The following is a 16,915-nucleotide window of genomic DNA, read 5'->3' on the forward strand; positions in this document are numbered from 1 at the left end:
AAATCATATGTGATTTACATCCCTAATTTGTGTGTTATTTTATATTTTCTCTCCTGTAACTGAACCCGATATCATACGAGAAGGACTCTTTTTATTACACATTACGGCGCAAAACTAATTTGACCAGTAAACAATAGGATAATTGCTATGATCCAAAATATAAAAAATGATGAGGACAGTATTAATGAAAGAATAGCAATTCCCTTCTTCTCTGTTCTTTTCGTCATTGTGATTATTGAAAGCATGATACCTACACCTGTCAGGGCAATTGTAATATAATCCCCAACTATATTACCTGCATTGGCTATCCTTGTTGGCGTTATAAAAACGAATAGAAAACACAAAATGCCGATGAGTAAAGATGCATAGCTTATTATACTGTACTTCTTTTTAGGAACTATTTCAGTTTTCATACTAACCCCACCCCTTCTATATAGCTATGAGTTCATATTAACATGAATAACCATAATTTAGTTAAAATAAACTGGCCACTTCCTTAATAAAGATGGACGATTATCCTTTAATCTCTAGTAATTATTATATACAGAAAATAAAGTGAAACTTTAATCAGTGGAGGTTTTGTTCACCCTCCACTGATTATTAGTTGAAGCAATCAGGCTGCCCGTTAATGCGGAATAAAATGAAAGAGTTCTAAAAAATAAAGACTGTACCTTTAAAATAAAAGATTCAGTCTTTATTAATAACTTCTTTTATAAAGAAAACTCTCTATCACTCACTACCTTAAAAAACTCCGAGTAATGTGATAAAGAATAATCCGCTACATCACAATTACCTTGAAACATACATGTTGAAATACCTAATTCTTTTGCAGGTAATAAATCTAATTCTCTATCTCCAATAGCTAAATCAATATTATGCTTTTTATGTAAATGATTATAAGCTAAAGAGTTGGGCTTTCGGGGAAAGCCATCGTCAATTGTAACCATATCTACAAAGTATTTTTCCCAGCCGTAATATTTTAAAATGTCCATAACTCCTGCCCTATGTTTATGGGTCATAATCACATTTTTATCTGCAAATTTCAAAACCTCTTCGACACCTGCAAAAGGTTTCATATCTTTTGGCGTGAATTTTCCCTTCAAAACTTTAATCTTTTCTTCCTGCTCGCATGAAATATTATAATACTGAATTGCATGAGAGTATGATATTTTTAAGTTTTTGTATATTTCTTGTTTTTCTACTGAGTCACCTAATATTTCAGAAAGCATTATTGTATATGCAGGATACGTATCAAATAACGTCCCATCAAAATCCCATAAAATATTCATTCTATTCACCTTCTATTTTCAAATCATTGGATGACTAAATCCGCCCTATCCCTCGGCAATTCCGTTTCTAAGTAATAATCCTCTGCTTTCCAATACCTATTTTCAAACTTTGAAAGGTTCTTCTGTGTCTCCTCACTCTCACGTAGAAACCTTGTCTCTCTTGGACAGTCCAAATAGACCATATAATGAAAGAAATCTCTCCATTCTTTTCGCTGCAGAAAAACTCCTTCAATAACAATTACGCCTACAATAGGAATCTGTACTTTTTCCATTTCACATATATCTGTTTCTTCATGAAAAAAAGGTAATTTCAATTTTGTTTCGTGTTGTAGCTTTTGAAAAAATTTCTGCCTTAGCCATTCAATGTCCCATTGTAAATAATAATACTCGTACCATTCTTCATATCCAGTATGATATCGTTTATTACGCTCCACTATATGATCATCAATATGGAAAATATGAAACGGAATGCCTTCTTGTTTCATATTTTCTTTTAAATTGGCTACAAATGTTGTTTTTCCAGATCGACTTAAACCATCTATACCTAAAATGAATCTATTTTCCCTATGCTTCTTCATAATCGTTATAAGTTCGTTTGTACTCATTACTTCTTCCACTCTTCTTTTAATAAAGAATATAAAATGGTATCATGAGCAACTCCATTTTGAATCATATGTTTTCGAAGTAATCCTTCTTCTTGAAATCCTGCTTTACTTAATAATTTTTGAGAAGCTTTATTTTCTACATATACAACAGCAGCAACTCTAATAAGTTGCAATGTTTCAAACCCGTAAGTTAAAATTGCCTGTAACGCTTCCGTTGCATACCCTTGTCCCCAATATGTATCGTCTAATTCATAACCAATTTCAGCTCGTTTATGATGATTATTAATTAAATGAAATCCGCACGTTCCGATTAATTGGCCCGTCCCTTTTTTCTCGATTCCCCAGCGAAATACACTGCCCTCTTCATAACGATTTTTAAACGTTTGAATCGTTGTTTTCGCTTGCTCAATATTTTCAAAAGAATCCATTCCGAAATAACGTATAACTGATTCTTTCGAGAAATATTGGAACAGCGTTTCTGCATCTAATAGTGTAAGTTCTCTTAGTCGTAAACGTTCTGTTTCTAGTTTCGGAAATCCCATCTCTCTTTCTCCCTCTATTCTAATGAACTGCAAATTTCAATATAATTTCCATCTGGATCAGCAATGTAGGCAATTGTTTGTCCCCACGGTTTTACAATAGGTTCAACTAAAATCTTGATTCCTTGTTCTCTAAATTGCTCAATCGTTTCTTGTACATTCTCAACAACGAATCCTAATTCGAAATGAGAAGACTGTAATTCACCTTCTGTAAGCGGTAGTCCTGTTAATTCTTTCACATCTTGCCGCGTATTCATCGCTAAAATGGTAGTTCCAGTATTAAATTCAATATATGTTCCGTGCTCTGCTTTTATAGGTAACTGTAAAATATCTTTATAGAACCTTAAACATGCCTCAAACTTTTCTACATATAAAATGATGTACTTCATTTTCAAATTCATTTTACATCCCCCTTTGTATCTATTCCTAAAATTTCGACAAAAGTCTCATAAAAACCTTGTTCCTTGTAGTAATGAGCAAAAAAAATGAGGCCGATTTCTCGGCCCCCCAGCTTATTGGCATAAAACAGGAGATTTGGTTTGGACATAACCAGTTCGTACTTTTATTATATTTTATTTTTTCTGAATTTTAAATACATTAAACACCTATTTATATTGAGAAAGTTTTTTGCTTGCATAAAATTAAAGATTTTAAGAAATGATACAAATGGAGGTGTATACATATGGAACCAATGCTATGTCCAAGTTGTAAAACAAACCGTACCCGCTTTAATATTCTTGAGCAACAAGTAAAACCAGTCAAATTAAATCCACAAACTGGTCAAGTAGAAGAAGAATACACAAATGAAACGATGAATGCTTTTCATATGGCCTATCAAGGACCTACATACCGTGTCCAATGCGCTGTATGTGGGCTTGTTGAAAACCCAGAACAATTTATTAAACCTGCTCAAAATCAGTCTTTCTAATAAAAACATGATTATCCCTTATAGAAATAGATTTTTCTATAAGGGATTTTTTCGTTTAATAAGTTAATTAAAAATGGATTTCTTCCTTATTATATATTAACCTTCACACTCTTTTGGTCATTTTTAAATAAGGGAGGTAAAACAAATGATTTTAAATAAAAAGATAATGCTTTCATCAACATTTCTACTATTAACTTGTCATATAGTCATCTTTTACTTTTGGATCTTCGATTGGGAGAAAATAACGACTCCTTACAGTCTAACAATATGGTTTGTTTCTACTATTTATAGTCTTTTACTTTACTACCATTTTAAAAATTAAAAATCTAATAAATTAATATTAATTGCTAGTTCGTTATTATTGATTATTTCTTCTTCATTTATGATTTTTTTAGGTGTTGTTACTGGTATTATCTTTGTAACTGTTAGTTCTATGAATTAAAAAGTTGGTCTTTTATTATATAAAAAAGAATGAACAAAATAAATATATATAGAAATTAGAGAAGTTGATTCCCATCAATAATCTTCTCTAAGAATATCACTCTTTGTTAAAATATTTCCTTTTTCAACTTTTTAATCTTCCTAAATAAATTAATAAACGCATATAAATATATACAAACTAAAAACCCAACCATACCTTTATATAATCCTGATTCTGATACTCCAAGAAAACATAAGTAAAGCACTGGAATTAACATTACAAACATAATTGCAACGAACTGTATCAATTCAACAAATTTTTGTATCTTCGTTTCTTTGTCTGAATAAATATCAGGTAACTCATTTTCCTCGTCTACTTCTTTACAAAAATAATTCCACTTCGCAAAACTCGTTACATGTTTCCATCCACACATTTCATATATTTCAATATATTCTTTTTGTTTTTCTTTTGAATCTTTATAATCCAGTCTAAAATCCGCTTTATATACTACATCTTTTGGTTCAGTTTTCTTAAACGTATACATTACATTATACTTTTGTAAAGCCCATCCTTTTTGATGCATTTTTCTTAAAAAAGCTTCTTCTTTTTCCAAGCTCCATATCGCAAAAGGTTTGAATACCTTCTTTGTCTCCATTTCCCATTCACTCCCCTAATATACTATTTCCATTCCTTACAGATCTCTGCAATCTGTTATATTCTAACTCTAACACTTCTCTCCCAAACGGCGTTAACTCATAGCACTTCTTTCTATCTGTAGAGGCAACTTCAACAATTAATTTTTCTTTAAGTAATTTCGTCGTATTCCCGTATAAAGTACCAGGCCCGAGCTTTACTTCCCCATTTGTCATCTCTTCTACCATTTGCATAATTCCATATCCGTGCATTGGTTTCACTAGTGATAACAGTATGTAATATGTCGCCTCAGTTAACGGAATATATTTTTGCGCCTTCGCATTCATTATAACTACCTCCGATACATCGCCTTATGATATATCGACTTACGATACATCGTATATCGATATTGTATAATCATATTCCAAAATATGCAAGAGTAATTTAATAATTAAATATCCATTTCTTTGAATTAAAAAACCATACAAATTTTCTGAATAATTTGTTAAAATATAGAAATATTAGCTCTTTTATAATGAAAGGAATGGTACATATGATAAATAAATTGAAAGAAAACATCGGATCTGTGTTTGTTGGGAAAGAAAATGTTATTGATCTACTGCTCGTTTCACTTCTTGCTGGTGGGCATGTATTGCTCGAAGACGTGCCTGGTACTGGGAAAACGTTACTGGCAAAAACCATTTCCAAAAGTATTGGTGGTAGTTTTTCTCGCGTTCAATTCACCCCCGATGTACTTCCAAGTGATATAACAGGTATTGAATACTTCAACCCAAAAACAAGCGAATTCGAATTAAGAATTGGACCAGTTATGACAAACATTTTGCTGGCAGATGAAATTAACCGTGCAATGCCGAGAACGCAGTCGAGTTTGTTAGAAGCGATGGAAGAACGACAAGTGACACTCGAAAAACAATCTACGCCTCTGCCGAAACCGTTCTTTGTTATTGCGACGCAAAACCCAATTGAATCACAAGGGACTTTCCCTCTTCCAGATGCACAGCTTGATCGCTTTTTAATTACGATTTCAATCGGTTATCCTACTCCTGAAGATGAGCTACAAATGATGCGACGTTTTCGGAACGATTTACCATTAGAAAGTGTCACATCTGTCATCTCATTAGAAGATATTTTAGAATCTCAAAAACGAGTAAAAGAAATATTTGTTTCGGAACCGTTAGAACATTACATTATTAAACTTGCTCATGCTACAAGAAATCATGATTATATCGCTAACGGTGTAAGCCCACGTGCTACATTAGCTTTAGTACGTGCTGTTCAAGCTTTAGCCTTTTTACGCGGGAGAGAATATTGCACACCAGAAGATATACAATTGTTAGTTCCTTCTGTTTGGAATCACCGTATCGTCTTATCAATGGAAGGTGCCCTGCGTACGACAAAAAATGATATTATGAAAAGTATTTTAAAAGAAGTTGACGTACCTGTGGAGATTGAGCAAGCATGAATGGACAGCGTGTTGTAACTGTGCCTTTATTTTTTCAACTCCATATTATTCAACTAACCGTTCCAATCGCGTTACTTTTCACATTCTTTTTCCCGCAACGAATGCTTATGTTTCTCTTTTTCTTCTATTATATATTTGCGATTTTTATTTATAAATATGTCGCTTTCATAGAGAAGAAGTTTCAAATCATAAATGAGAAACAAACTACACGGCTTTTTCCTGAGGAATCTGGACAGTTTTTTATTCATTTAAAAAATGGAGCCAGCATACCGCTCGTTAATGGTGTTTGTTACTTTCATTTAAATTCGTCCCTTATACCGCATAAAGAGCAAGGCATTGAACAAATATCAAAAACATTATTCTCTTTCCCATTTTCACAACCCGCACATTCGGCACAAAAATGGGGTTTAACATTAACCGCAACGAAGCGTGGTGTGTTTCAAATTGAACAGTTTGAATGTGTATTAAAAGATCCATTTCATCTATTAACTGTACATTTACCTGTTTTTGATAAATTAAGGACTGAAATTATTGTGTATCCTTCTCCTAAAGAAGTAGCAGGTTTGCAAGAACTTCAGCAACTTTTGAATGGATTTTATCGAACAAATTTTTCTTTTTACAATGATGAAACATCTATTATCGGTGTAAAGCGATATGAGCGTGAGTCTTTCCGCTCTATTCATTGGAAGGCATCTGCTAAAATGCAACAATTACAAGCGAAGCAATATGAACCTGTAAAAAATTATAGTTGGACGATTTGTCTTTCTTTAGCTGCCGATCGTGGATTTGGTTGGAAAGATAATGTAGAAGAACTTATTTCATATGCAACATACATTTTCCAGTACACAACGAAGCACCACATTCCGTTTGAATTGTTTATTAGTGTATTAGCAGAAGGCGGTGCATTACATGTACCGTTAAATGAAGGACAAACACAATATGCAAAAGCTTTAGAAGAATTAGCCCGTATTTCAGATGATAGTACGTTACTTCCGAAACAAGGATTCCTTCATTATGTAAAGAGAAAGAGAGAACGATCGTCTACAATGATATACATTGGTTTACAAAGAAATGAACTCCCTCTTCTCTCGCAGCCAACGTTTCTCATTACTAGTGAAGGGATGGTGGAACCAGTTGAAAACTTGGCTATATCACATTCATGATTTCATTCTGCTCCTCCTGCTTTCATTATTAACAGAAAGAGATGAACTAATTAGTATTGCAATATTTTTAACAACAGGCTATATTGGAGTATTTCTTATTCATAAATTTATGCAGAAAAAAACAACAGGATTTGTAATACTTTTAGTTCTTCAAATCGTTCTTTTCTCTTTATTTTTACCTTTTTCTCTTTTTGGCACAATCATATTACCACTATTTTTCTTTATCGTACATGCGATCGGACCTGGATATCCAGTTCAAAAATCTTTAGGTGGTATTGTATGGTTTGTTGTTTCAACTATATTTTATGCACCCTTTCCACCGTTGTGGAAACTATTAATGTTAGCCTTGCATCTTATAATTACATTTTGGTTAACCGGGGCAAATCGCAAACAACAACTATTACGTTTTGCTTCTATCATTACGATTGGCTTAATGAGCATATTAATTGTTCAAGTATTTCCTTTCATTCGACTTATTTTTGGTTTTATAACGGAAGTAGTCGCATTAGGCGTCGGCTATGCTTTAATGCCATTAATTAAAGCAGCGGAATTAAAAGATACTGAAGATGTTTGGGCAAATAAAGGACATCTCTTAAAACCAAAAATTGAAGACGGGAAAAAAATTCCTGATTTTGATCCAATACTCATAAATAGCGCTACAATAATAGTCTGTACAGCTATCGCTATTTACGTCGTTTGGAAAATATTAAAAAAACGAAAACATTTAAGTTTACCAAATATGCACGTCTTCGAATCTACTATCATTACTGATAAAGAAGGAATGAGCCAAAATCGTTTTAAACGAAATAAACCGCCACATAACGAAATTCGGAAGGAAATTTTTAAGCTAGAGAGTAAGTTAACCTCTCCTTTAAATAGAAAACGGGGAGAAACTGTTGAGGCTTGGCTAGAAAGAATAAATGATAAAGAAGATGTAAATATTCAAAGTGATATTATTATAGATGCTTATAATACGGTGCGTTATTCAAATGGTAAAAGCATTGTACTTCTGCATGAATTTAAGGAAGAGGTTCATAAGCTTTATGCCTATCAGAAAAGTTTGAAGAAACGAAAGAAATAACGTAACAAAAAGACTCCTATATTCATAGGAGTCTTTTTATACTTCTACGTTGCTTTTTAAATTGAAGCATTCTTCCCTGCTTCAATTTCTAATGACTCTTCATGCCACCAAAGTGTTTCTTCAGGGTCTTCTTTAGCGATTAGGTGTGCTTCTTTTTTCGTTTCTACTGTAGGATATGAACCTTTTAGCGCACGCCCTGAAGTCGTAACGAATAGTACACTAAATACAACTAATCCAATAATACTTACACCTGCTAAATAAAATGCCGGTGCGAGCGGGTTACCAGTTGCATGAACTAAGTATGAACATACGAGCGGTGTTGTTCCACCGAATATCGATACAGAAATATTAAATGAGATCGAAAGTGCTCGATAACGTACATCAGTGAAAAAGAGTGATGGTAATAATGAAGGTAATGTTCCTTCATATACACTTAAGAAGAAACCTAGTACGAAAATACCTGCAAATATAGCTGCAATATGTCCGTTACCTATTAGTAAAAATGCTGGAATTGCAAATACAGTTAAACCAAGTAAACCAATTTGCACAACGCGTTTATTACCAATTTTATCACTTAATTTACCGAAATATAGTGCTAGTGGAATCATAAGTGCCATCGTAATAGAAATAATTAATAAGCCTGTTGTTTCTTCGACTTTAAGTACTTGAGTTAGATAAGAAGGAATATACGAAAGAATCATATAATTTGTAATATTAAAGAAGGCGACAATTACTGTGCTTAATAAGAAGTCTTTTTTGTGATATTTAATAATATCCATGAATGAAAATTGTTCATTGTCTTCAGATTCCTCTTGTGCTTTTTCCATCTCTTCAAAGATTGGAGATTCATCTAGATGACGGCGTAAGTATAAACCGACCAAACCAATTGGTGCAGCTATTAAGAATGGAATACGCCATCCCCAGCTGAGCATTTGCTCATCTGTTAACAATAACGTCAAAATGGTAACAATTACCGATGCAGCAATGTAACCTGAGAGTGTTCCAATTTCAAGACCACTACCGAGTATACCACGCTTTTTATCTGGAGAAGATTCTGCGATATAAACCATTGCTCCTGAATATTCGCCGCCTGTAGAGAAGCCTTGAATCATTCGGGCAACTAAAAGTAGTATTGGTGCCCATACACCAATTTGTTCATAGGTTGGTAGTAATGCGATGAATAATGTAGAAAGTGCCATTAAAATAATAGTAGTACTTAACACGATTTTTCGGCCGTACTTATCTCCTATTCTACCAAAGAATACACCTCCGATTGGTCGAACGAGAAAGGCTGCTGCAAATGTACCGAATGTAAGTACAAGTTGCAATCCACTATTATCAACACCTGAGAAGAATAATTGACTTAAAATTACCGCTAAATACGCGTATAATCCGAAGTCAAACCACTCCATTGCGTTCCCTATACCAGTAGCAATTACTGCTTTCCTGGCTTGTTTAGGATTGACAATATTAACGTCTTGAGGTTCAAAATTTAAATCATTATTTTGTTGCATATAATAAAACAGCTCCTTATTTAATTTAACTTCTTTAAGCACACCTTCTCTTATTGAATAAAATTAATTCGAAGCACTTAAGGAAAAACAACGTCTCCTTATCTGTTATTATTATTTCACATAATTAATTATTTGTCCAATTAAATGCTCTTTTTATATAAAATTAAACCCTGTTTAACTTGTTATAAAATGACGTTTAGCTTATATAATATATACCTTTACACTACAAATGAAACTTTCATTTATTTATATTTATAACGTTTCTATAATTGCTTCCTCTAACTTAGAAATCAGTAACTTTTACTTAAGATTTGCATATATTTAAAAAGTGAACTCATTAACTCGAATTCTGTTTTATTACATTTAACTATAATATTATTATAGTTTTAAAGGAGGCTCTTTTATGTTGGAAATAATACTTTTACTTACTACTGTTTCTTTTCTCTTCATTATTTCTGGATTTTTCATTACCTTAAAACAATATAAAGAAATAAAAAATATAAAGACTATATTAACTACAAAAAAAGAAAATGAGAAAACTACATCCGAAAACTCAATCCCTATGCAATTAGACCTTAGCGTTCTCAATAATTTACTCGCGTCTGGAATAAATAAAGGTTCCAATTCAAGTAATGAAAATTCTAAGTCTGATAAAACTAAATAGTCGTTACGTATATAATAAAATATATATCTCCTATTTTATCTAACCTTATTAATAACTACCTCTGATTAAAAAGGAGACTACTTATGTGTAAAAATCCAATTTCTATTATTATTCGTATACAGCATAACATAAAAGTTTTACCTGAAATTTTGAAAGCCTGTGAACAACTACAGCCTTTAGAAATTATCCTTACTATTAACGGATGTATCGATGATTCCATTGATATTGCACAATCTTACAATTGTAAAATTATCACATTAGAAGAACCGACAGAATCAAATAATTGTTATGTAATTGGTGCCAAAAAAGCAAAAGGTAAGTACCTCTTATTTTTAGATGCAAATTACAATATCCCCCCTTCCTTACTTAAACAATTTCTTCAACCATTACTAGATAAATCAGCTGACTTAGTATTAAACAATTTAGATGATTTTTTTTATCAAAAGCAAAAGCCAACTATAGAAATGATTTGGCAGCAAGTTACGAATCATTTCTTTCATCGTCCAGATTTACATGTTAACTCACTATTATTTCCTCCCTACGCGGTAACAAAGAAAATTCTTGAAGCAATTACTCCAGAAAGTTTATTAAATCCGATATTAGCACAAATGAAAATTATTAAAAATAATTTTCGCATTAGCAATCATTTTAAAATTTCTATACCGCAAATTCCCTCCTTCCCCTCAAAACAACTCATTCGTTATCACCTAGAAGCAATTGAAAATTGGGTAAATATATTACAAGATTCAAGAGGAAACCATACTGATAATAATCGAAGGCGGGATATTATTTTAGAACTTCAAAACGGCGAACAAAGAGCTATATCCAAAATAATTACAGGTAAAGAGTTTTATTCAAATACTTATGGAAATAAACAATTATCCATCATTATCCCTGTTCAAAATGAAGAAAAAACGATAGAATCTATCATTTTTGAGGTGCAGAAATTAAAACCTTTAGAAATCATCATTATTGTTAATGGATCAACAGATAAAACAGAGGAATTGGCGAAGAATTGCGGTGCAACAGTTATTACTTACAAAGAAGCACTCGGCATCGATACCGGACGTGCCGTTGGTGCATATTTTGCAAAAGGTGATATATTATTATTTATTGATGGTGATTTCTTAATTCCTAGTTCTGATTTATTACCATTTGTACAATCTGTTCAAAATGGAACCGATTTAGCTTTAAATAAATTAGAGCACTACTACATGTATCGTGTTCCTTATACTATCGTAACTGCATGTAAGCATGTTGTTAATTTAGCATGTAATCGAAAAGATTTAGGTATGGGCTCCACAACTGCTGTCCCTCATGCTTTTAGTCGAAAATGCATTGATACAATTGGGTTTGCTTCTCTTCTTTCACCAACCTTAAGTCAAGTTAAAACAATTTTAGCAGGATTGCATGTACAAAATGTTCATTCTATCGACGTTGACAAGATAAATCGAGTTCGACCAGAAAAACACTTCTCGCAGGAAGGCTACCTTTCATTAGCAACGCAACAAATCATTGGTGATCATATAGAAGCAATTTCTTACCTCATCGAACAAAAAAGAAACACTGAATGCTTTTAATTGTATATTCTTACCACCAAATAATATATGAATTTATTTTAAATATATAGCAAAATAAAAAAGATGGTTGTAACCATCTTTTTTATTTTCACATTAGATCAAAAGAAAAGTAGCAGGCAGGCTTTTCATTTCTGTATCTTTCTTAAGAAGTTTGAAAATAGAGGCTTGTTAATGAAGAGTCAACACTTAAATCATCTTTTAGTGCAATTGAGAAACATGCAACTAATGGTAAAGTAATAACAATTGATCCACTAGGACTAATTACAATAGTAGGACTTGTCCCACATGTGCCTCCACAATCGACTACTGCATCAATTCCACTACCAGGGGTAATTGTAATTTTAAGACACACATCTAAACAAACATTATTCGTAGTACATGCCATAACTCTCCCTCCTTTCTTTTAACAATATATGCAGTTAATCAAATTCGGACACGACTCTCTTACTAAGTCTTGTAAATTAGATGCTATTTTACTATTCGTTTTATAGGCAATTAACGTTTGATTAAACTATCTAAATTAACTAAGAAACTCAAATCATCTTTCACTGCAATAGAAATACATGCGATAAATGGTATTACATTAAAATTAGACAAACTTTCATCATTGCACCTTACGAATATTTCTGCGCCACCATTTGGATTGACTTTAGTTTCTAAAGAAATATTAAAACAACTTTTATTGATGCAAGACAAAATATTCCCTTCTTTCTTATATCTAATATCGATTTATCCAAAAATAAAAATACAACTTTATTTACCCTTTACCTTCCATACTTAAAATAAAAAAGATAAAAGCTTCTTCATATATATAAAGAAGCCTTTACCTTTTAGTTACTTGTTCATTTACTATCAGTCAGTGAAACATGCTCTTCACTTGTACCTGAGCTAAAAATAATAAAAATTTTTGATTTTAGTTTCATTGCAATACTAAATATCGTCAAGTTGCATAAATGAAATGTTTAAGTTACTCATTCAATAGACAAAATTACCTTTTAAAATAAATCTTTAAAATCCTTATTCTTCAATAAATATGAAAGTCCTTCTAAATGATCCCCAGTAATTCTCAATACAGCTGGTGGATGTCCTATCGTCGCAAAATGCTCTTGTGGCCGAATACGATTTGGTTTCATTACATCTACAAAATGGACACATCCGACTTTATACCCTTCTAATATTGCCTTTACTTGTGCAACACACGCTGTGTGAAGAGTGTCCCAGCCAATTCCCTCTAAACATTTTCTACTAATAGCATGGGGAACAGCAATTGTAGATCCTACCCCTAAATCTTTACGGTTACAAGCAATATTCAAAATATATTTATATAAACTTACAATATATAGAGGAAATCTAAGATTTAAATTTAAATCATTTAAAACCATATCAACACCATCCGCAACAGCTTGCGTTAACGGATGAAGATCTTTTGCTGGAATAGCAAAATCAGCATCAATAAAGAGAAGTATATCCCCTGTGGCTTCTTGTGCACCAATTGCCCGTCCTACATCATGCCCTAATCTTTCTTCATAAACAATTACTGTTGCCCCTGATTGCTTAGCGATTACTTCTGTCTGATCTGTTGACCCATTAATGACAACAATTATTTCTTTCGGTTCAATTTTTCTTGCCTCAAGAATAACTTCTTTAATCGTTGATTCTTCATTTTGTGCTGGTATAATAATTGATAACTGTTTTCCATTATAAATTGATGAATTCATTCCCCATCCTTTATGGAAACGTGAATAATTCTTTTGTTTTTTTAACTGCTCTATAATTTCTCTTTTTCTTCCTCCATCTGTATAGTTACCTCTATCATCTTTTCGTTGTAACCAACTCTCCAAAGCTTTTATATTTTCTTTAATCTCATATACTTCTAATTTAGTTAATTCATTTTTATAGAAAGAGGTTTCGTTTGCGGGCATATTATTCAAGGAGGTGTTAGTGATGGCTGACGAGGATTGTAGTCGCCACCCTTTCTCAATAAGAGTGACTTGGGACAGAATAGGGTTCTGCAAGATATCATATCCAATGTCTTCAATTGCTTTTTTAGTAATAGCATATGGCATAGATAACATCGAATCATATTTTAAATCCATACGCCCCAATACATCGTTTACTATTTTTCTATACACCATAGCAATACTTGGCCATTCTACTCTCATCTTTTCAAAACATACGGAGTCTATGTTATTTAAGATTACATCCTGTTCCTTTTTCAGTATCGGTTCTATAAATCGCTCTAATTCTACCGAAAAAATAACATCTTCCCCATCTAAAAATAAGACTACATCACCATTGGCGATTTTTGCCCCATGAACTGGTGCTTTCCGTTTACTTTTCTCCTCAATCACAACAACGTTACTTTCAACAAATGTTGGTATAGATTGTATCGCACTCATTCTATCATCAGCTACAATAATAATTTCTATTGGTTTTATATGCTGCACTTTATTTAAAATTTGATTCAATTTTGATTTTTCTTCTCCTAAAACTATAACGACTGATAGGTCCACTTCTTTTTGTTCTTCTTTTACAGTCTGATTAGGTTTTACTTTTTTTATATATTCAATTGTTTCACTCTTCCCTACAGCTGCATGCCCTGCTTTTTTATCAAAATATAAGTCAATTATAATTTGATTTACTTCCGTGTCTTTATCAAGTTGCTCTAATTCAGAAATAAATGGTAGTAAATGATTTTGCACATCAAATTCACACGCGAAATTTTGTAAAAAATAAATATTCGGTACATATTTAATGTGATTAAAAAATTTCACAACATTAATTCTTTCGCCAAATTTCTCCTCAATTTCTTCTCTTGATAAATTTGGATAAGACAAATCGAAAACTAGATTTATTGGTACAGGTATCCATTTTAATAAATTTGTTTGAGGATTATTAATTAAAGCTGTGGAGCCCTTAACGAATCCAGCTAAAATTAAAGACATAAATCCTCCCCCGGAACTGCCATAAAACAACACATTTTTCGAATCAACTTTTAACTTTACAAATACTATTTCTAAAATATTTGCTATATCTTGTAAATAAAATCTATTTAACTCTCCTTGTCCCCAGCCTAAAGATAATTTCCCAAGATATAACGTAGGGTCATTATAATATATAACAGTATCTTCAAATTCATCCATCCAAGAATGTCGATGAAAAATAGGTGGACCAATTGGCTGTTCTTGAAACCCACCTGCTCCGGATCCAAAAACAATAGTGTTAGAAGCATCGGGCTTAATACGAATTAAAAATTCATACGTTACTTTATCCCAATCAACCTTGAGTATAAATGGTTCTGTAATTTGAAAATCCATTTGCCATAATTGTTCATATGAAATGTTAATTTTTTTGTACTGGTCTAACAGTTTAATCACCCTTTCCATCTATTTCAAGATGTTCTATTAAGTAAGAGAGAGCTTCAACGTGATCACCAATTATTCTTAATACTGCCGGAGGATGTCCATTGTGACTTACATTCTCCATTAAACGAATTCTATTCGGTTTTACAACATCAACGTAATGTACACATTCTACTCTATACCCTTGTAATATAGCTTTTACTTGTGCAAGACTAGGGCATAGTAAGCTTTCCCAGCCTATTGCATCTAAACATGATCTACTCATAGCATGTGGAATTGCTACTAATGAGCCATTGCTTAATTCTGGACGATTATATGCTAAATTAAGCATATATTTTACGACGTCTACAACATAAAACGGAGGATGTAACATCGGATTCAAATCATTTAATGCTATGTCTACACCAGCTGAAACTGCTTTTGTAAAATGATGCAAATTACTTCCTGAAACACTAAAATCACCATCAATAAATAAAAGAATATCTCCTGTAGCTTCAAGCGCTCCAATAGCACGTCCAACATTATGACCAAGTCGTTCGTTATATTCAATAATAGTAACACCAAGTCTTTTAGCAATATTAGCCGTTTGATCTGTCGAACCATTTACAACGACAATTATTTCTAGTGGTTCTATTTTTCTCGCCTCAAGTATTACTTGTTCTATAGTCTCTTCTTCATTTTGTACTGGTATAATGACAGAAAGTTGTTTCCCGTTATAAATTGAAGAATGCATTCCCCAGCCTCGATGATACGAAGGATACTGCTTGCTTTCACCTAATCTTTGAATAATATCTCTTCTTTTTCCTGCATCAGTAAAACCTACTCTTCTTCCCTTTTTCTCTATCCATTTGGATATACCAATTAAATATTTTTCCACTTTCTCTTTTTCATTTTCTAATAATTCTTTTTTAAATAAATACCCTTCTTCTTCGAACATTTCATCTTTAGATAACGTTCTTATTGCACATTGATCGTTAATCCGCCACCCCTGATTCACAATCTTCATATAAGATAGAACGATATCTTCCATATAATTAAAGCCGATGTTTCCCACTACTTCCTTCGTAAGCGCATATGGTAACGAAAGTATTGAATTGCTTTTTAAATCTGGTCGACTTAAAATTTCATTTAACATTTTTCTCCATACAATATCCATATTTGGACATTTATCAACTTCTATAAATTTATCTATTTTGTTTAATACTACATCAGCCTGATTTGTAACGACTGGCTCAATAAAATTCTTCATTTCATTTGAAGATAATAAAAAATTACTATCTACAAATAACAATACATCTCCTTTTGCTGCCTTTACAGAAGCTTCATACCCATCATAATACGTACTATATTTATCCATCAAAACAATATGGCATTTATGTTTCTTTGCTATTTCATACAAATTACTTCTATCGTTAGGAACGAAAATTATAATTTCAAGAGGATTTAGCTTCCATATAGATTGAATTGACTCTTCTAATATTTGCTCTCTTTCACTATACAAAATAATAACCGTTAACGATTTCATTACACGCCCCCTTTACACATCATGTGACATAAAATATTAAGTATTACCATTTCCTGTGAATTCGCTACTTTATTAACATATTCAAAAATGAATTATACTGTGTAAAAACAACCGTCTATTTTTGAAAA

18 protein-coding genes and 1 pseudogene are annotated in these 16,915 nt (G+C 32.3%); 7 read left to right on the forward strand and 12 right to left on the reverse strand.

Annotated elements, in window-relative coordinates; genetic code table 11:
* Nucleotides 1–101: 101 nt before the first annotated feature.
* The 5 genes from HFD78_RS20925 to HFD78_RS20945 form a co-directional block, all read right to left on the reverse strand.
* Complete coding sequence (locus tag HFD78_RS20925) at nt 102–413, reverse strand: hypothetical protein (RefSeq protein WP_000845547.1); 312 nt, start codon at nt 411–413, stop codon at nt 102–104.
* 297 nt (nt 414–710) lie between these two features.
* Nucleotides 711–1,289: an HAD-IA family hydrolase gene (locus HFD78_RS20930; RefSeq protein WP_001024221.1), complete on the reverse strand. Its 579-nt coding sequence runs from the start codon at nt 1,287–1,289 to the stop codon at nt 711–713.
* 23 nt (nt 1,290–1,312) lie between these two features.
* Complete coding sequence (locus tag HFD78_RS20935) at nt 1,313–1,894, reverse strand: kinase (protein ID WP_000106112.1); 582 nt, start codon at nt 1,892–1,894, stop codon at nt 1,313–1,315.
* Nucleotides 1,894–2,436, reverse strand: coding sequence for a GNAT family N-acetyltransferase (locus HFD78_RS20940; protein ID WP_000506676.1), 543 nt, complete (start codon nt 2,434–2,436; stop codon nt 1,894–1,896). The genes HFD78_RS20935 and HFD78_RS20940 overlap by 1 nt, the downstream gene beginning before the upstream one ends.
* Nucleotides 2,437–2,450: 14 nt before the next feature.
* Nucleotides 2,451–2,834, reverse strand: coding sequence for a VOC family protein (locus tag HFD78_RS20945; protein ID WP_001049847.1), 384 nt, complete (start codon nt 2,832–2,834; stop codon nt 2,451–2,453).
* 281 nt (nt 2,835–3,115) lie between these two features.
* Between HFD78_RS20945 and HFD78_RS20950 the strand changes: the two genes are divergently transcribed.
* Together HFD78_RS20950 and HFD78_RS29605 are read left to right on the forward strand one after the other, a co-directional pair.
* The gene (locus tag HFD78_RS20950) at nt 3,116–3,361 is read left to right on the forward strand and encodes a hypothetical protein (RefSeq protein ID WP_000433609.1); all 246 of its coding nucleotides are present in this window, start codon (nt 3,116–3,118) and stop codon (nt 3,359–3,361) included.
* 145 nt (nt 3,362–3,506) lie between these two features.
* Nucleotides 3,507–3,803: pseudogene (locus tag HFD78_RS29605) on the forward strand (hypothetical protein).
* A gap of 106 nt (nt 3,804–3,909) precedes the next feature.
* Here HFD78_RS29605 and HFD78_RS20955 read toward each other — a convergent pair.
* Together HFD78_RS20955 and HFD78_RS20960 are read right to left on the reverse strand one after the other, a co-directional pair.
* Nucleotides 3,910–4,437, reverse strand: coding sequence for a DUF2812 domain-containing protein (locus tag HFD78_RS20955; protein ID WP_000448424.1), 528 nt, complete (start codon nt 4,435–4,437; stop codon nt 3,910–3,912).
* A 7-nt stretch (nt 4,438–4,444) separates the two neighbouring features.
* On the reverse strand, nt 4,445–4,762 hold the full coding sequence (locus HFD78_RS20960; RefSeq protein ID WP_000991891.1) for a PadR family transcriptional regulator: 318 nt from the start codon (nt 4,760–4,762) through the stop codon (nt 4,445–4,447).
* 206 nt (nt 4,763–4,968) lie between these two features.
* Here HFD78_RS20960 and HFD78_RS20965 point away from each other — a divergent pair, with 206 nt between their 5' ends.
* Genes HFD78_RS20965 through HFD78_RS20975 form a run of 3 tightly spaced genes read left to right on the forward strand, consistent with a single transcriptional unit; the run spans nt 4,969 to nt 8,142 of the window.
* Entirely contained in the window at nt 4,969–5,898 is a 930-nt protein-coding gene (locus HFD78_RS20965; RefSeq protein ID WP_000608797.1) for an AAA family ATPase, read from the forward strand.
* Entirely contained in the window at nt 5,895–7,061 is a 1,167-nt protein-coding gene (locus HFD78_RS20970) for a DUF58 domain-containing protein (protein ID WP_001014390.1), read from the forward strand. Before HFD78_RS20965 ends, HFD78_RS20970 begins: the two co-directional genes overlap by 4 nt.
* Nucleotides 7,033–8,142 (forward strand): DUF4018 domain-containing protein, encoded by a 1,110-nt coding sequence (locus tag HFD78_RS20975; RefSeq protein WP_000860476.1) that lies wholly within the window; start codon nt 7,033–7,035, stop codon nt 8,140–8,142. The genes HFD78_RS20970 and HFD78_RS20975 overlap by 29 nt, the downstream gene beginning before the upstream one ends.
* 56 nt (nt 8,143–8,198) lie before the next feature.
* Here HFD78_RS20975 and HFD78_RS20980 read toward each other — a convergent pair whose 3' ends face one another.
* Nucleotides 8,199–9,656: an MFS transporter gene (locus HFD78_RS20980; protein ID WP_001186925.1), complete on the reverse strand. Its 1,458-nt coding sequence runs from the start codon at nt 9,654–9,656 to the stop codon at nt 8,199–8,201.
* A gap of 403 nt (nt 9,657–10,059) precedes the next feature.
* Between HFD78_RS20980 and HFD78_RS20985 the strand changes: the two genes are divergently transcribed.
* Both HFD78_RS20985 and HFD78_RS20990 read left to right on the forward strand, forming a co-directional pair.
* Entirely contained in the window at nt 10,060–10,320 is a 261-nt protein-coding gene (locus HFD78_RS20985; protein ID WP_000889747.1) for a hypothetical protein, read from the forward strand.
* Nucleotides 10,321–10,403: 83 nt separating this feature from the next.
* Nucleotides 10,404–11,900, forward strand: coding sequence for a glycosyltransferase family 2 protein (locus tag HFD78_RS20990; RefSeq protein WP_000335249.1), 1,497 nt, complete (start codon nt 10,404–10,406; stop codon nt 11,898–11,900).
* Nucleotides 11,901–12,042: 142 nt separating this feature from the next.
* On the opposite strand, the gene HFD78_RS20995 is transcribed toward HFD78_RS20990, so the two are convergent.
* From HFD78_RS20995 to HFD78_RS21005, 4 genes are all read right to left on the reverse strand, one after another.
* A complete protein-coding gene (locus HFD78_RS20995) occupies nt 12,043–12,285 on the reverse strand; it encodes a hypothetical protein (protein ID WP_000752474.1) in 243 nt (80 codons plus the stop codon).
* Nucleotides 12,286–12,395: 110 nt separating this feature from the next.
* A complete protein-coding gene (locus HFD78_RS29990) occupies nt 12,396–12,596 on the reverse strand; it encodes a hypothetical protein (RefSeq protein WP_002098269.1) in 201 nt (66 codons plus the stop codon).
* 299 nt (nt 12,597–12,895) lie between these two features.
* Entirely contained in the window at nt 12,896–15,217 is a 2,322-nt protein-coding gene (locus tag HFD78_RS21000; protein WP_002196617.1) for a glycosyltransferase family 2 protein, read from the reverse strand.
* A 52-nt stretch (nt 15,218–15,269) separates the two neighbouring features.
* Nucleotides 15,270–16,787, reverse strand: a complete 1,518-nt coding sequence (locus tag HFD78_RS21005) for a glycosyltransferase family 2 protein (RefSeq protein WP_000839300.1) — start codon at nt 16,785–16,787, stop codon at nt 15,270–15,272.
* Between the last annotated feature and the right edge of the window lie 128 nt (nt 16,788–16,915).

It is taken from the genome of Bacillus sp. EKM501B (assembly GCF_011800505.1).
Classification (GTDB): domain Bacteria; phylum Bacillota; class Bacilli; order Bacillales; family Bacillaceae_G; genus Bacillus_A; species Bacillus_A cereus.

Bases quoted from the DNA above. Each gene is read 5' to 3' on its own strand.
- HFD78_RS20970 (WP_001014390.1), top strand. From the start codon at position 5,895: ATGAATGGACAGCGTGTTGTAACTGTGCCTTTATTTTTTCAACTCCAT.
- HFD78_RS20930 (WP_001024221.1), bottom strand. From the start codon at position 1,289: ATGAATATTTTATGGGATTTTGATGGGACGTTATTTGATACGTATCCT.
- HFD78_RS20965 (WP_000608797.1), top strand. From the start codon at position 4,969: ATGATAAATAAATTGAAAGAAAACATCGGATCTGTGTTTGTTGGGAAA.
- HFD78_RS20950 (WP_000433609.1), top strand. From the start codon at position 3,116: ATGGAACCAATGCTATGTCCAAGTTGTAAAACAAACCGTACCCGCTTT.
- HFD78_RS20980 (WP_001186925.1), bottom strand. From the start codon at position 9,656: ATGCAACAAAATAATGATTTAAATTTTGAACCTCAAGACGTTAATATT.
- HFD78_RS20925 (WP_000845547.1), bottom strand. From the start codon at position 413: ATGAAAACTGAAATAGTTCCTAAAAAGAAGTACAGTATAATAAGCTAT.
- HFD78_RS20940 (WP_000506676.1), bottom strand. From the start codon at position 2,436: ATGGGATTTCCGAAACTAGAAACAGAACGTTTACGACTAAGAGAACTT.
- HFD78_RS20985 (WP_000889747.1), top strand. From the start codon at position 10,060: ATGTTGGAAATAATACTTTTACTTACTACTGTTTCTTTTCTCTTCATT.
- HFD78_RS21000 (WP_002196617.1), bottom strand. From the start codon at position 15,217: ATGGATTTTCAAATTACAGAACCATTTATACTCAAGGTTGATTGGGAT.
- HFD78_RS21005 (WP_000839300.1), bottom strand. From the start codon at position 16,787: ATGAAATCGTTAACGGTTATTATTTTGTATAGTGAAAGAGAGCAAATA.
- HFD78_RS20935 (WP_000106112.1), bottom strand. From the start codon at position 1,894: ATGAGTACAAACGAACTTATAACGATTATGAAGAAGCATAGGGAAAAT.
- HFD78_RS20995 (WP_000752474.1), bottom strand. From the start codon at position 12,285: ATGGCATGTACTACGAATAATGTTTGTTTAGATGTGTGTCTTAAAATT.
- HFD78_RS20945 (WP_001049847.1), bottom strand. From the start codon at position 2,834: ATGAATTTGAAAATGAAGTACATCATTTTATATGTAGAAAAGTTTGAG.
- HFD78_RS20990 (WP_000335249.1), top strand. From the start codon at position 10,404: ATGTGTAAAAATCCAATTTCTATTATTATTCGTATACAGCATAACATA.
- HFD78_RS20960 (WP_000991891.1), bottom strand. From the start codon at position 4,762: ATGAATGCGAAGGCGCAAAAATATATTCCGTTAACTGAGGCGACATAT.
- HFD78_RS20955 (WP_000448424.1), bottom strand. From the start codon at position 4,437: ATGGAGACAAAGAAGGTATTCAAACCTTTTGCGATATGGAGCTTGGAA.